The 12,268-nt window shown below is 60.8% G+C and carries 16 protein-coding genes; 10 read left to right on the top strand and 6 right to left on the bottom strand.

Going from position 1 to position 12,268, the window contains the following annotated elements; genetic code table 11:
- Positions 1-50 precede the first annotated feature (50 nt).
- Both CVS30_RS13835 and CVS30_RS13830 read right to left on the bottom strand, forming a co-directional pair.
- Positions 51-884 carry a glutamate ABC transporter substrate-binding protein gene (locus CVS30_RS13835; protein WP_110485980.1) on the bottom strand — a complete coding sequence of 278 codons (834 nt, stop codon included), beginning with the start codon at positions 882-884 and terminating at the stop codon, positions 51-53.
- 144 nt (positions 885-1,028) lie between these two features.
- A complete protein-coding gene (locus CVS30_RS13830) occupies positions 1,029-1,787 on the bottom strand; it encodes an amino acid ABC transporter ATP-binding protein (protein WP_110485915.1) in 759 nt (252 codons plus the stop codon).
- A 120-nt stretch (positions 1,788-1,907) separates the two neighbouring features.
- Between CVS30_RS13830 and CVS30_RS13825 the strand changes: the two genes are divergently transcribed.
- From CVS30_RS13825 to CVS30_RS13805, 5 genes are all read left to right on the top strand, one after another.
- Positions 1,908-2,684, top strand: a complete 777-nt coding sequence (locus CVS30_RS13825; RefSeq protein ID WP_110485914.1) for an LOG family protein — start codon at positions 1,908-1,910, stop codon at positions 2,682-2,684.
- 45 nt (positions 2,685-2,729) lie between these two features.
- Entirely contained in the window at positions 2,730-3,062 is a 333-nt protein-coding gene (locus CVS30_RS13820; protein WP_110485913.1) for a DivIVA domain-containing protein, read from the top strand.
- Positions 3,059-3,628 carry a DNA-3-methyladenine glycosylase I gene (locus CVS30_RS13815; protein ID WP_110485912.1) on the top strand — a complete coding sequence of 190 codons (570 nt, stop codon included), beginning with the start codon at positions 3,059-3,061 and terminating at the stop codon, positions 3,626-3,628. Before CVS30_RS13820 ends, CVS30_RS13815 begins: the two co-directional genes overlap by 4 nt.
- On the top strand, positions 3,625-4,890 hold the full coding sequence (locus tag CVS30_RS13810) for a putative hexosyltransferase (protein ID WP_245934609.1): 1,266 nt from the start codon (positions 3,625-3,627) through the stop codon (positions 4,888-4,890). The genes CVS30_RS13815 and CVS30_RS13810 overlap by 4 nt, the downstream gene beginning before the upstream one ends.
- Positions 4,891-5,082: 192 nt before the next feature.
- Complete coding sequence (locus tag CVS30_RS13805) at positions 5,083-5,250, top strand: DUF3117 domain-containing protein (RefSeq protein WP_110485976.1); 168 nt, start codon at positions 5,083-5,085, stop codon at positions 5,248-5,250.
- Positions 5,251-5,334: 84 nt separating this feature from the next.
- On the opposite strand, the gene CVS30_RS13800 is transcribed toward CVS30_RS13805, so the two are convergent.
- Positions 5,335-5,967 carry an O-methyltransferase gene (locus CVS30_RS13800; protein WP_110485911.1) on the bottom strand — a complete coding sequence of 211 codons (633 nt, stop codon included), beginning with the start codon at positions 5,965-5,967 and terminating at the stop codon, positions 5,335-5,337.
- A 194-nt stretch (positions 5,968-6,161) separates the two neighbouring features.
- Between CVS30_RS13800 and sigE the strand changes: the two genes are divergently transcribed.
- Positions 6,162-6,773: an RNA polymerase sigma factor SigE gene (sigE, locus tag CVS30_RS13795; protein ID WP_110485910.1), complete on the top strand. Its 612-nt coding sequence runs from the start codon at positions 6,162-6,164 to the stop codon at positions 6,771-6,773.
- A gap of 130 nt (positions 6,774-6,903) precedes the next feature.
- Positions 6,904-7,344, top strand: coding sequence for a twin-arginine translocase TatA/TatE family subunit (locus CVS30_RS13790; RefSeq protein WP_110485909.1), 441 nt, complete (start codon positions 6,904-6,906; stop codon positions 7,342-7,344).
- 89 nt (positions 7,345-7,433) lie between these two features.
- On the opposite strand, the gene CVS30_RS13785 is transcribed toward CVS30_RS13790, so the two are convergent.
- The 3 genes from CVS30_RS13785 to CVS30_RS13775 are packed head-to-tail and all read right to left on the bottom strand — an operon-like array spanning position 7,434 to position 10,433.
- Complete coding sequence (locus CVS30_RS13785) at positions 7,434-8,558, bottom strand: Mrp/NBP35 family ATP-binding protein (protein WP_110485908.1); 1,125 nt, start codon at positions 8,556-8,558, stop codon at positions 7,434-7,436.
- Positions 8,559-8,569: 11 nt separating this feature from the next.
- Positions 8,570-9,157 carry a DUF1003 domain-containing protein gene (locus tag CVS30_RS13780; RefSeq protein WP_370801070.1) on the bottom strand — a complete coding sequence of 196 codons (588 nt, stop codon included), beginning with the start codon at positions 9,155-9,157 and terminating at the stop codon, positions 8,570-8,572.
- Positions 9,150-10,433, bottom strand: coding sequence for a magnesium transporter MgtE N-terminal domain-containing protein (locus CVS30_RS13775; RefSeq protein ID WP_110485907.1), 1,284 nt, complete (start codon positions 10,431-10,433; stop codon positions 9,150-9,152). Before CVS30_RS13775 ends, CVS30_RS13780 begins: the two co-directional genes overlap by 8 nt.
- A gap of 113 nt (positions 10,434-10,546) precedes the next feature.
- Here CVS30_RS13775 and CVS30_RS13770 point away from each other — a divergent pair, with 113 nt between their 5' ends.
- The 3 genes from CVS30_RS13770 to CVS30_RS13760 all read left to right on the top strand — a co-directional run bounded on the left by CVS30_RS13770 (position 10,547) and on the right by CVS30_RS13760 (position 12,258).
- The gene (locus CVS30_RS13770; protein WP_110485971.1) at positions 10,547-11,365 is read left to right on the top strand and encodes a YflT domain-containing protein; all 819 of its coding nucleotides are present in this window, start codon (positions 10,547-10,549) and stop codon (positions 11,363-11,365) included.
- A 156-nt stretch (positions 11,366-11,521) separates the two neighbouring features.
- Positions 11,522-11,977, top strand: a complete 456-nt coding sequence (locus CVS30_RS13765) for a hypothetical protein (protein WP_110485906.1) — start codon at positions 11,522-11,524, stop codon at positions 11,975-11,977.
- A complete protein-coding gene (locus CVS30_RS13760) occupies positions 11,974-12,258 on the top strand; it encodes a transcriptional regulator (RefSeq protein ID WP_110485905.1) in 285 nt (94 codons plus the stop codon). The genes CVS30_RS13765 and CVS30_RS13760 overlap by 4 nt, the downstream gene beginning before the upstream one ends.
- The last annotated feature ends 10 nt before the right edge of the window (positions 12,259-12,268 follow it).

The raw sequence follows: 12,268 nt of genomic DNA, 5'->3' as shown, positions 1-12,268 counted from the left end.
TGGTGGTGTTACTTAGCCCGCAGGCCAAAGTAACACCACCACTGGCGGGTTTAGTACTGGTTGACCTCAGGCTGTGTCACCTTGGTACCGGAGAGACCCAAGGTGGAATCGAAGATCTTGGTCCAGGTGGCGCCACCATCGGTGAGTGTCTTGTTCAAGAAGGTACGCAGCGCGGTGTCACCGAGCTTCAGGCCGATGCCGTAGTTCTCCGTGGTGAACGGCTCACCGACAACCTTCAGAGCCTCAGGGTCCTGCGAAGCAAAGCCCAACAGGATGGCCTGGTCGGTGGTTACGGCGTCAACGTCGCCATTCTTCAAGGACTCAACACACTTGGAATAGATATCGAACTCGACTGGCGTCGCTTCCGGGAAGTTCTCCTTGATGTTCTGGATCGGTGTGGAACCGGTAGCGGAGCAAACCTTCTTGCCGGCTAGGTCCTTTTCGCTCGTGATATCCGTGTTGCTCTTTGCCACCAGGAGGCCCTGGCCTGTCACGAAGTACGGTCCGGCAAAGTCAACAAGCTTCTTGCGCTTGTCGGTGATGGAGTAGGTACCCACGTAGAGGTCAACATCGCCATTGGCCAGTGCAGTCTCACGGTTGGCCGAAGGAATGGACTTGAATTCAATCTTGTCCGCGGCAACGCCGAGAGAAGCAGCCATCCAGCGGGCGATTTCAATATCAAAGCCGGTGCGGTCTCCCGTGGCTGCATCGAGGTAGCCCAGACCGGGCTGATCTTCCTTGACGCCGATGCGGATTGCGCCGGAGGACTTGATCTTGTCAAAGGTGGGGCTGCCGGTCAGGGCAACATCCTTGGCGACCTCAAATGCGGGAGCGTCGCCGGAGCCTTCGCCAGCGGTGTCGCCGCCGCCGCCACAGCCGGTCATGGCCAGGGCTGATGCCGTCAGAAGTGCGGCGAAGCCGAGAGTTGTCTTGCTAAAGAACTTTTTCAAGAGAGGTTCCTTTCATAATCGGCCATCACGGCCGGTGTAATGAGGGCTGAAGCAGCCGGAAATCGTCGGTTGGGTGATTTACCCGTTGGTCAGGATCTTCGAGAGGAAGTCCTTGGCCCGGTCTGTCTGCGGATTGGTGAAGAAGTTCTCGGGAGTAGCTTCCTCCACGATCTGGCCGTCTGCCATGAAAATGACACGATCGGCTGCCTTGCGAGCAAAGCCCATCTCGTGGGTGACAACCACCATGGTCATGCCGTCCTTAGCCAGCTCGACCATGACGTCCAAGACCTCATTGATCATTTCGGGGTCAAGGGCACTGGTGGGTTCGTCGAACAGCATGACCTTTGGCTTCATTGCCAAAGCTCGTGCAATTGCGACGCGCTGCTGCTGGCCGCCGGAGAGCTGAGCCGGCAGCTTGGCTGCCTGATGCCCAACGCCGACTCGTTCCAACAAGCTCAAGGCGAGCTTGTCGGCGTCGGCCTTGGCCATGCCCTTGACCTTGATGGGTCCCAGCGTGACGTTTTCCAGAATCGTCTTGTGCGCAAACAAGTTAAAGGACTGGAAGACCATACCCACATCGGCACGCAAACGAGCCAGTTCCTTGCCTTCTGCGGGAAGTTCCTTTCCTTCAATCGTGATGGACCCGGTGTCGATGGTCTCCAAACGGTTGATGGTGCGGCACAGAGTTGATTTGCCGGACCCGGAGGGACCAATGACAACCAAGACTTCGCCCTTGGCGACCTCTAAGTTAATATCCTTGAGCACGTGGAGGGCGCTGTAGTGCTTATTGACAGCTTTAAGCTCCACGAGTGCGGGAGCATGTGCGGGATTTGTCATGCAATGAATCTATCCATATTCACAAGTACCGGTAATGCTTTTGGACATCTCGAGCAGGATCGTAACCCTAACGAGATCTTGTGAGGCTGGACACGGTGGCTTTCGCGTACTCTTGGGTGCATGAGTGCACCTACTGAATCCAGCCGCCACACTAATTCGCCGCTTCCCGGAAGCGGCGCCTGGCGAAAAAACGGTGCCACCCACCAGACCGCTGATGCGAAACTTCTTGAGACACCACGCAGCAGCGCTTTCACCCACACCGACCCGTGGCGCGTCATGCGGATCCAAAGCGAGTTCGTCCAAGGTTTTGACGCGCTCGCCGAGGTCGGCCCGGCCATTAGCGTCTTTGGCTCGGCACGCACCAAGCCCGATTCCCCCTACTACATCACCGGCATGGAGGTGGGGCGACGTCTCGTCGAGGCCGGCGTAGCCGTCATCACCGGCGGTGGCCCGGGCTCCATGGAGGCAGCCAACCGCGGGGCCGCCGAAGCCGGGGGACTCTCCATTGGTTTAGGCATTGAGCTGCCCTTTGAACAAGGGATGAACGAGTGGGTCGGCCTGGGCGTCGACTTCCGTTACTTCTTTGCCCGCAAGACCATGTTCGTGAAATATGCGCAGGGCTTCATCGTGTTGCCCGGCGGATTGGGAACGCTCGATGAGCTCTTTGAGGCCATGGTCCTAGTGCAGACCGGCAAGGTCAGCAGCTTCCCGATCGTGCTGGTCGACAGAAACTTCTGGGCTCCCTTGCTCGACTGGATCCGTAGCACCATGGTGACCGAGGGGCTGGTCTCACCCGGTGACCTGGACATCTTCTCACTCGCGGACACGGCCGAGGAAGCCGTGGCCCTTGTCTTGGCGGGCAAGGCCGGGGAGCAGCTCGCCGCGCAGGAGAGTTAACGGTCATAACGCTCTAAGGCGCTGCACATCTGGCACCATGTATCTGTGAGCTATTTCCTGATCTTTCTTGCCGTGATCCTGGCCGCCGGGGCTGCAATTTATGTTGTGGGACTGAATCGGCCCCACGCCACAGCTCCCGTCTACGACGATGCCCTGGCAGCACCGGTGGCCAATCTGCCACCTGTCTTGCTGCCGGGGGAGCCTGTGCCGGCCGACGTGGATCGTCTGCGCTTTTCCCTGGGACTACGCGGCTACCGCATGGACCAGGTGGATGAGGTGCTTGATCTCTTGCGCGATGAGCTGGCCGTCAAGAATGCGCGCATTGCCGAGCTCGAAGCCTCTCTCGCGGGCACCGGCACGGCTGCTGACGCTTCGTGAGTGCTGAGCGAAAGATCCGCTGTGGCTGGCCCGGGCTCGAGAGTGATGAGCTCTATCAGCGTTACCACGACGAGGAATGGGGCCGCTCCGTCACCGGTGAAGCCGAACTCTTTGAACGGCTCAGCCTTGAGGCCTTCCAATCGGGACTGAGCTGGATCACGATTCTGCGCAAGCGGGAATCGTTCAGGGCCGCTTTTAGCAACTTTGACCCGGCGGCCGTTGCCGCGTTTGGACCGGCAGACTTTGACCGGCTGATGGCCGACGCCTCGATTGTGCGCAACCGTCTTAAGATCAACGCCACGATCGCCAATGCCAAGGCCCTTTTGGCTCTTCCCCAGGGCACGACCCTGGCGTCCATCATCGCCGAGCACACTCCGGCCCCGAGATCCGCCGATGAGGCCATCCCGGCCCAAACGGATGAGTCCAAGGCACTCGCCAAGGCCCTGAAGAAACGTGGCTTTGCCTTCGTGGGCCCCACGACCGCCTACGCCATGATGCAGGCCATCGGTGTGGTCAACGACCACCAAGCGGAGTGCTGGCTGGCTGGCGGCACGGAACCAGAGTGAGAATACGCGGCGAGAATCTCACCCGTTCACGAGAGGACCGCGCCGGCGCCCCCACGATCAATGACGCGATCTTCACGGCGCTGGGCCGGCTCCTGAGTCCCTTGCGCAGGGCCCCTTGGTGGCTGCAGGTCAGCGTGCTGTTCCTCGCTGCCCGCCTCGTGAGCTTCGCGATTCTGCTGGGCGCAGCATGGCATGCCGAGGAATCGCCCTGGGGAGGACGGCAACCCGACTACCTGACGTTCATCGATCGCTGGGATGCTGGCTGGTACGAGAGAATTTTCGACGGCGGATATCCCACCTCGATCCCGCGGAACGATGACGGGACAGCCCAGCCCAATCAATGGGCGTTTTATCCCGTGTTCCCGTTCCTAGCCCGTGGCCTCAGTACCGTGACTGGACTGGGCTGGCCGGCCGCAGGCGCCCTCGTGGCCACCGTGGCCGGACTCGGCGCGGCGTTCGTCATCTACCTCTTGTTCAGGCGCTTTGCCTCACCCGGAACTGCCCTGTGGGGTGTGGCGTTCTTCGCCATGTTCCCCGTCTCTCCCGTGCTGCAGGTTCCCTACGCCGAATCGCTGGGTCTGCTTTTCCTGGCCGCGGCACTATATTTGCTGATCAAGGAAAACTATTGGGCGTCGTTGCCCATGGTGGTGCTGCTGTGCCTCTCGCGCCCGGCAGGTGTGCCGTTTGCCGCCGTCGTACTGGTCCACCTGCTGCTGCGCTGGCGGAAGCGGGAGCAGCAGCCGTTCCCGCCACGGGACCAGGTGGCGGGGGTGGTGCTGCTCGTGGCCAGCGGGATCATGGCGTTCGCCTGGATGGGCATCGCGTGGTGGGTGACGGGGGAGCGGACGGCGTACACCGACACCGAAACAGCGTGGCGCGGCTCGGATTTGGTGTTGTTCAAGCCCTGGTTCGACGCCGGGATCGAGCTCGTGGGGCCGTTCTGGGGTCCGCTGCTGCCGATACTTTTTGTGGCCCTGGTGGCGCTCTATCTGAATTCGGCGGCGGTACGAAAGATCGGCCTTGAGCTGCGCGTGTGGTGCGCCATGTACCTGTTGTACCTGCTGGCCGTGCTGCATCCGCAGTCGAGCACCTTCCGGATGTTGCTGCCGCTGTTCCCGCTGGCGCTGGCCGCCGCCCTGATCTCGGGGTCGCGCGCGTACCGCTGGAGTGTGCTGGTCATGTTCTCGGTGCTGCAGATCGTCTGGGTTGTCTGGCTGTGGCAATTTTCCGCGATCAGCACGGGGCAGGCCTGGCCTCCCTAAAGCCTGCGGCATAGGTTACTAATCGGTAGCTAAATGACAAAAAGCTACCCGCGGCGACGCGTCGAGGAACGCTCCGATTAGCGCCCGGGCCCTCGCATACGGAATAATGGGCTGTGAGCAAGACAACAGCAAACGGCTCGTTGAGGAAAACTCAAGCGCGGCGTGAATGCACTACAAAAAGGGGAGCTCCTGATGGCGGCCATGAAACCGAGGACCGGCGACGGTCCAATGGAAGTGACTAAAGAGGGTCGGAGCCTGATCCTTCGACTGCCGTTGGAAGGTGGCGGACGGCTCGTAGTTGAGATGAATGCAGATGAGGCAGCAAGCCTCAAGGAGTGCTTGGTAGGCGTGACCGAATAAGGTCCGCAACGAAGACTTAAATAAAGGAACCGGCGGACAGCACAAGCTGTCCGCCGGTTCTTTTTGTTCTAGGCTGGCGCGTTGTTAACGCTTGACGGCCAGCAACAGGCCATCGCCGGTGGGCAGCATGGCGCTGACCATGGCATCGTTCTCGCGGATCATCTTGCCCACGCGGCGCAACACCACGGTGCTGTTCTCGCGAATGGCGGGATCGGAGACGCGATCCTTATCCATGGCGTCATTGATGATCAAAAGACCGCCGGACTTCAAGAGCCTGATGCCCTGCTCAACATATTCCGGGAAGCTGGGCTTATCGGCGTCGATGAACACCAGATCGTACGCCTCATCCGTCAGACGCGGCAGGACATCTTGGCCACGACCGGAAATAGTGCGGGTGCGGTTCGCGGGGGAACCGGATTCGGTAAAGGCCTCGCGCGCCGCGCGTAGATGGTCAATATCGGGATCGATCGTGGTCAAAACCGCACGCGGGCCCAAGCCACGCAGGATAGAAACGCCAGAAACGCCCGCGCCGGTGCCAACTTCCACGGCCGTTTGTGCCTTCGACGTGGCGGCCAGGACGGTCAAGGCTGCCGCGACTCCCGGGCTGACGGGGAACAGGCCCAGCTCGTGCGAGCGTTCGCGGGCACGTCGCAGGACACTATCTTCCACGGGTAGGCCCTCTGCGTAGGACCAGCTGGTGGATTTATCGGCACTCATGGGTGGTATTTCCTAAACTGTTGCGATGATTCCCTCTAGCCTACTGCCTCAACACCTCAGGGGAGGGGCCGGGGCCGTTCAGCAAAATGTCAGCTTCATTTGGCAGACTAGGTTGACTCGAGGGAAACGTCCCGGAGGATATCCAGGGCCGATTTTCCGCACCGCAGGAAAGCAGAAGAAGTGAGGTGGAGAATATGGAAACTACACAGTTCACCGAGTGGGTCACGCCGTCATGGGACGAAGTTGTCAATAACCACTCGGCCAAGGTCTTCCGGCTCGCCTTTCGCTTGACGGGCAATAGGTACGACGCCGAGGACCTCACCCAAGAGGTTTTTGTCCGCGTCTTTAAGTCCCTCGCCAATTTCAAACCCGGCACACTCGATGGTTGGCTGCACCGCATCACCACGAATCTCTTCCTCGATCAGGCACGCCGTAAACAACGCATTCGCTTTGATGCGTTGTCAGAAGATGCCGCCGCACGACTGCCCGGAAACGATCCTGGCCCCGAGCGAACCTTTGAATTTAACAATCTGGACCACGACATTGCCGCCGCATTGGAGGCGTTGCCGCCAGACTTTCGTGCCGCCGTCGTACTGTGTGACATGGAGGGCCTCTCCTATGACGAGGTGGCTCTGGCCCTGAATATCAAGTTGGGGACCGTGCGCTCCCGCATCCACCGAGGGCGCGCCATGCTGCGCGAATCGCTGGCCGACAGGGCGCCGGGACGCGATGGGGCGAAGGGTAAGGAGCTGCGCCCTCCGCGAAAGCCGCTGTTGGTGCTGCCGCGCATCGCTGGGGCACGCTAGACTTTTCCCGCTGGCCAGCACCGTTCACGATGGTGGCCGAAAAGTTGAATCCACGTCAATAAGCTAAATACTTTCGAGCGTTACCGCTAGGAATCGTTGCTTTGAGTCTTGAGAGGGTAATCTTCCTAACGTGTTTGGTATCAATACCCCTGAGCTGATCCTGATTGTCGTCCTGGCAGTCTTACTTATTGGCCCCACCCGGCTCCCCGGTTACCTGGAGAAGCTGAAGAACCTCATTCGCGAGGTACGCAAGATGGCTTCCGGCGCGCGCGAAACCATTAAGCAAGAAGCCGGCGTTGATATCGATGACATCGACTGGAAGAAATACGATCCCCGCCAGTACGATCCGCGCCGCATCATTCGCGAGGCGTTGCTGGACGACGATGACGTGGAAAACCTCAAGTCGTTGAAAATGGCTCCCGGCGCCGCCATCGCATCCATGATGGGCAAGGACGAGCTCAAAGGCATTGAAGGCGCCGAGGCGCAGCCCGGTGACGCACTTCCGGCAGCTCCGGAGATTGAACGTTTGGCCGAAGGCGAGCGGGCCCCCTTCGATGTAGAAGCGACCTAAACCCTCAGCTACCCCAACGCCGCATCACTTTAAGTGATGCGGCGTTGGCGTTTAATGGCCGGAAAGTGATGCGGCGTTTAGGGAGTGTTTTAGGAGCGAGGGGTGACGCCTAGCTTCATGCCGGCCAGGCCCCTCGGGCGTACGGCGAGCTTTCCTGCGATGCTGATCAGCGCCAGCGCTGCCGGTGATTCGAGAGCCGAGAGCACGATGGGCACGCCGGCATCGCCACCCTCACGCAGGGCCACGTCCAAGGGGATCTGGCCCAGCAGCTCAACCGGTGCGTTGACGGTCTGGCTCAGGCGCTGGGAGAGGATCTCCCCACCTCCGGAGCCGAAGACCTCCATGGTGCTGCCGTCGGGCAAGGTCAGGAATGACATATTCTCGATGACCCCGGCAACCTTCTGGCCTGTTTGGACGGCGATGGCACCGGCACGTTCGGCCACGTCCGCGGCGGCGGCCTGCGGGGTGGTCACGACAAGAATCTCGGCCTTAGGCAAGAGCTGCGCGACGGAGATGGCGATATCGCCCGTGCCAGGCGGCAGATCGAGCAGCAAGATGTCGAGGTCGCCAAAGTACACATCCCCGAGGAACTGCTCCAAGGCTCGGTGCAGCATGGGGCCACGCCATGCAACAGGCTGATTGCCCGCCACGAACATTCCAATGGAAATGACCTTTACGTCGTGGGCGACGGGTGGCAGGATCATTTCATCAACCCGCGTAGGGGTTTGCTTGATGCCCATGAGTCCGGGAACGGAGAAGCCGTAAATATCGGCGTCGACAATGCCCACACGCAAGCCCTTGGCTGCCAGGGCACAGGCCAGGTTGACGGTGACGCTGGACTTTCCCACGCCACCCTTGCCGCTGGCCACGGCGTACACCCGGGTCAGGGAATCCTCGGCATTGAACGGGATGCCGCGTTCGGCGGCGCCGCCCTTGAGGCGCTCCTTGAGTTCTGCGCGTTGCTCTGCCGTCATGACGGTGAGGTCCACGCGGACGTCCGTGACGCCGTCGAGCTTTAACAAAGCATCCGTAGCGTCGCGGGTGATGGTCTCATGAAGGGGGCAACCGGCGATCGTGAGACGGATGACGGAGGTGACCGCTCCGGCGTCGTCCATGGAGACCGACTCGACCATGCCGAGCTCCGTGATGGGGCGGCGCAACTCGGGATCGATGACCGTGGCGAGGGCGGCAAGGAGTTCGGATGGGGAAAGCATGGGGTAAGACCTTAAGAATTAGAGGAGCGCTTAGAGGAGCCGTTTTTCGTCGAGGAGTTCTTGCTGGAGGAGCCGCTCGTGGGCCGGGCATCCTCGGCGTCGTCCGCGTCCTGAAGGGCGATGAGCTCCTCGAGGAGGCTACGCAATTCGGACCGGACAAAGTCACGCGTGGCCACCTCGCGCAGGGAGATGCGCAGCGCCGCGACCTCACGCGTCAGGTACTCGGTGTCGGCCAGGTTACGCTCATTGCGGGAACGATCCTGCTCGATCTGGACCCGGTCACGGTCATCCTGCCGGTTCTGTGCCAACAAAATCAAGGGTGCGGCATAGGAGGCCTGTGTGGAGAAGAACAGGTTGAGCAAAATAAACGGGTACGGATCCCATCTCAATCCGAACAGACCAATGACGTTCACTGCGATCCAGACGATCACGAAAATGGTCATGTAGAGCAAGAAATTTGCCGTGCCCATGTAGCGGGCAAAGCGTTCGGCGAAGCGGCCGAAGAGATCCGGGTCGCTCGTGAGGTTCGGGAGGAGCCGAGACTTCAGCTCCATCGGGGTATCGAGGCCGCCGCCCTTTGCATGATGCCGCTCAGCCAATGCGTCCTCCTAGCTTCCGAAAGGGGGCACCGTCATCGTGCGTGCGCCAGTCTTCGGGTAATAGATGATCCAGTAAGTCATCGACGGTGACGGCACCGACGAGGCGCCCTTCCTTGTTAACTACGGGAAGTGAGTTCAAGTTGTACGAGGCCATGATGTGGCTGACGGTGCTGATGTCGTCCTGGTCCGACGCCGGCTCAAGGTTTTTATCAACGAGGGTGCCCAGTTGTTCTGGAGGTGCGCTGCGGAGCAATTGCTGAATGTGGACCACGCCAAGGAAACGACCCGTGGGGGTTTCCATGGGCGGACGGCAAATGAAGATTGTCGAGGCCAATGACGGGGAGAGGTCCTCGCTGCGAACATGCGCGAGGGCCTCTGCGACGGTGGCTTCGGGCGGCAGGATGACCGGCACGGGGGTCATGAGGGCTCCCGCGGTGCCTTCCTCGTACTGCAGGAGTCGGCGGACGTCCTTGGCTTCCTCCGGCTCCATGAGCAGCAGGAGCTCTTCGGCCTTGGCCTGGGGGAGGTCGGCGAGAAGGTCGGCGGCGTCGTCGGGGTCCATCTCCTCCAAAACGTCGGCAGCGCGCTCGTTATCCAGAGCCGTCAGCAAGGTGACCTGATCGTCCTCAGGAAGCTCCGACATGATGTCGGCGAGTCGCTCATCCTGGAGCTCGCTGGCGACCTCAACACGACGCTTGTCGCTCATCTCCTGCAGGGCGTCGGCGAAGTCGGCCGGCTTGAGATCCTCATGCGTGGCGACGAAGTGTGTGGCGCTTTGCGGTTCCGCAGCGGATTCGGTGTGGGCCTCGGACCAATCGATGAGCATGGTGTGGCCGCGGCGCAGCCCACGCAGGCGAGACGTGGAGGAACCTCGGCGGACAAAGAGCTTGGTGATGAGCCAGTCGCCGTTGCGTTGCTGATCCATGGCGATGTCTTCGATGACGGCAACCGTGCCATCGTCGACGAGGGTGACCTTGCGGTCAAAGATGCCGCCAACGACCAATTGTTCGGCCCCGCGCTGTTCAAAGCGGCGCAGATTGACCAGCCCGGTACAGATGATTTGGGATTGGTCCATGGATGTCAGACGCGTCATGGGCACAAAGACACGTTTCTTGCCGGGGACCTCCACCACGATGCCGACGGCGTGGGGTGCGGTGTTTTGCCGACGGCCCAAGACGACAACATCGCGCAACTTGCCCAGCCTGTCGCCCATGGGGTCAAAGACGTCCAGACCGAGGAGGCGTGCGACAAAAATGCGGGTAGGTTGAGTGCTCACAGATACAGGCTACTTCCCTTATCTGGCAATATCCCAAACAATGTTTCAGAGAGGTCGTTTCACTACCAGCGATACTCCAGCCAACGTGCAGGAACATGGTGAACAATGGGGGTATGGCAAACCTCTTTGGACGCACCCGGCCCCTGGACGAGGCACGCCTCGTTCCCACGGGCGAAACAATCGGTTCCTACATTTCCTACCTGGATGCGCAGAAGGCGGTTGACTACCTCGCTGACGAGAAGTTCCCCGTTCGCTATGTCTCCATCGTGGGCAATGATCTAAAAATCGTAGAACGCGTGACCGGCAAGCTCAGCTACCCGCGAGTTGCTCTCAGCGGTGCCATGACCGGCGCCTGGTTTGGCTTGTTCATTGGCGTCATGCTCTCTTTCTTTGACTCGGCCAACAATGCCGGAGCTCCCTACATCAACGTTTTCACGGCCGTGCTCCTGGGTGCAGCCCTCTGGATGCTGTTCGCGATCATCGGTTACGCGGCGCAGCGCGGTAAACGTGACTTCACCTCCACCAATCAGGTGCTGGCCTCCAGCTACGACGTCATTGTTGCTCCGGAGGTCGCCGGCGAAGCTCGCCGCTTGCTGGCGCAGCTGCCCATGAACTCCAACGCCCAGCGTCCGGTTCACAGCACACCGGACCAGGGCTACCGCCCGCCGGTCCAGCCGCCTGCCGCGGGTGCCGCGCCGACCCGTCCGGAAGGTTGGCACGACCCCTACGCCCCGGCAGAACCTGCCGCAGGCGATACTGCGGGCGCCGAGAACACTGATCGCCCCGGGCAGGCTCCGCTGGATGGGCCGCGTCGCGGCCAGTTCCCCGATCTGCCCGACGGTCGCCCGCAGTACGGCATCCGCGTCGAGGCGCCGAAGCCTGCTGAGCCGGAAGTTCCAGCTCCGAAGGCTCCGGAGAACCCGGAACAGTAGCCACCGCTTACCGCCCCTCATCGAGGAGGCAATTGGTGGATGAGACAACCCGAAAATCGAGGGTTTTCATCCAACGACTGCGTACTCGATGGCGTTTGGGGTGGGGAATGGGCCAGGGTTGACTTTCCACTCTGGAAAGAGTTTATACTTTCCACTATGGAAAACATTTCTTCGCAGGACGCCGCTGCAGCGTTGGCCTCGATTGATCAGGTTCGCTCCGAGGCTGCTGAGCGGCTGACGACTCCGTGGTGGTATCACCCGATCCTCGGCCTTCTGGCCGCTGCTTTCGTGGTCGCCTACACGATTGGTGGAACTGGCGTGATGATTGCCGTCGCTGTTGTGTATTTCCTGGGTCTGGGCATTCTTATGGGTACTTACAAGAAGCAGACCGGCGTGTGGATCAACGGTCTCAAGGCGGGCAAGGCAACGTGGTGGACGCTGCCACTGGTTGTCCTCATGGTGGCGGGAATGGGCGCAGCCTTTTACTTCCATGCGGAGCACGGCATGCATTGGCCTGCCTGGGCAGCTGGAGCGCTCGTGTTCATTGCCGTGAACGTCTTTGGCCGACGCTTTGACGGAGCCCTGCGTTCACAGCTACGAGGTAAATCATGAGCGAGGGCCTCAACGAGATCATCCATGCGCCTAACAGGCTGCGCATCTGCGCTTTTCTCAGCACCCTCGAGCAGGCCGAGTTCGCCACCATCCGGGACATGCTGGGCGTCGCCGATTCCGTGGCCAGCAAGCAGCTCAAGGTTTTAGAAGAAGCCGGCTATGTAAAGCTGAGCAAGCCCAAGGGGCTGGGGCGCGTCAAAACCTGGGCGGCACTCACGCCCGAGGGCTCGCGCGCATACTCCATTCACGTCGCGGCGCTCAAGGCGCTCATCGCGGGGTAGGCAAGTGCCG

The organism is Arthrobacter psychrolactophilus (assembly GCF_003219795.1).
GTDB lineage: Bacteria > Actinomycetota > Actinomycetes > Actinomycetales > Micrococcaceae > Specibacter > Specibacter psychrolactophilus.
Note: the sequence above shows the minus strand (reverse complement) of the source record. Positions and strands in the feature narration are given on the sequence as shown.